Raw genomic sequence first — 1269 nt, 5'->3', positions numbered from 1 at the left:
ACGGGCATCGTAAAATCGCCCGTAAACAGCAAAGCGTCGCTGTCGTAATTGCCAGTAACGTAGCTAGTAACGTTATTGCCAATCGCTTCTAATCTTTGAAAGTATTCTATTAATTGCAAGAATTGCGCTTCGGCAGTCGTGCCTTTAATTGTTCCATTTGTTCCAGCAATAATAACAGTTATAATAGTCTGCAAGCCTTAACCAGAGCTGATTTTAATATAACCTAAAACTTCTACAGACCTATAGGTATGAATTTTTAATATAGGAAAAAAAGGGTAGTCAAACCCGCGTAAAAAGGTCAAATTAGAAACATCCCACTACAAGAAGTTTTTATGGCTCGATACGCAGATATTAATAGAGCAGAAGAGTTGATGGCTGCCAAGACTAAACTGGAAGCGTGGCGGCGATTGGATGCAGCAGCAAAACGGGCAGCATATCAAGCAGCACGCCTCGGCCTTAAAGTTAACGTTGGTTGGAGCTGGGGATATATCAAACCTTTCGGTGAAGCGGGTAACTTTTTCTGGGAAGCTAAATTACTTGCCGTTCCGACTGCCGCTCCAAAACCTGACAAAGAAGAAAATAACAACAGTTTAATTACCAACGTTCGCACCTCCGTTGTTAGTGGTGGAGCTGCTGTAGAAATAAAACCAACAACTGCAAACGTTTCAATTAAAAGAGCGAGAAAAATTGAATTTGCTCGTGTCCTGTGCACTGTTCCGAAAACTCAAACCAGAGATACTATTAGCCGAACCACTGGTAAACCTTACACACTTGTTGAAACTGATACTGTTAGCTGTGCTTTTGGTCGGACTGAAGGTAGCGACATATAAAAAGCTGTACAAGACGGTATTCGGTCGGCGTTAAAACTTACGCAACCCACAGCTCGTATTTCTTTTAAAACTCAAGGCTACGTAGGTTAATTAATAATGCTGAATCTTGACTCTAAAGCTTTATGGCTTCCTGGTATGGATGAATCAATGATATTTATGCCAGAAGAAATAGAAGATTTGCTTTGTATCCTGCCTCATAGCGATGCTACAAAGAGTGAGCAAGATGCAGCATTATTGGTTAACAAATCTTCTTGTGAACTCTTAAAGAATCAAATCGAAGTTGATACTTACATGGACATCGTTGAGTCTGTAGGTATTGACCCAAGATTTCATATGCAACGCGCGTTATGGGTTGTTTCTAACTTACTGTAGTTTAGACTAAATAAAGATGAGAACGGTGGCTTTCAGAAGAACTAGAGCCACCGCGCCGGGAGAGAAT

At 40.8% G+C, this 1269-nt stretch carries 3 protein-coding genes; 2 read left to right on the top strand and 1 reads right to left on the bottom strand.

What is annotated here, in order from left to right; all coding sequences use genetic code 11:
- Positions 1-194 (bottom strand): hypothetical protein (locus tag QUA78_RS32640; protein ID WP_333307528.1); only part of this gene is annotated, 194 nt, incomplete at its 3' end.
- Positions 195-332: 138 nt separating this feature from the next.
- Between QUA78_RS32640 and QUA78_RS32635 the strand changes: the two genes are divergently transcribed.
- Positions 333-830: a hypothetical protein gene (locus tag QUA78_RS32635; RefSeq protein WP_333307525.1), complete on the top strand. Its 498-nt coding sequence runs from the start codon at positions 333-335 to the stop codon at positions 828-830.
- Positions 831-926: 96 nt separating this feature from the next.
- Positions 927-1202: a hypothetical protein gene (locus QUA78_RS32630; RefSeq protein ID WP_333307523.1), complete on the top strand. Its 276-nt coding sequence runs from the start codon at positions 927-929 to the stop codon at positions 1200-1202.
- Positions 1203-1269: the final 67 nt, after the last annotated feature.

Source organism: Microcoleus sp. K4-B3, from assembly GCF_036704615.1.
Lineage (GTDB): Bacteria > Cyanobacteriota > Cyanobacteriia > Cyanobacteriales > Microcoleaceae > Microcoleus.
The sequence above is the reverse complement of the archived record's forward strand: the minus strand, read 5'-3'. Positions and strand labels throughout refer to the sequence as shown.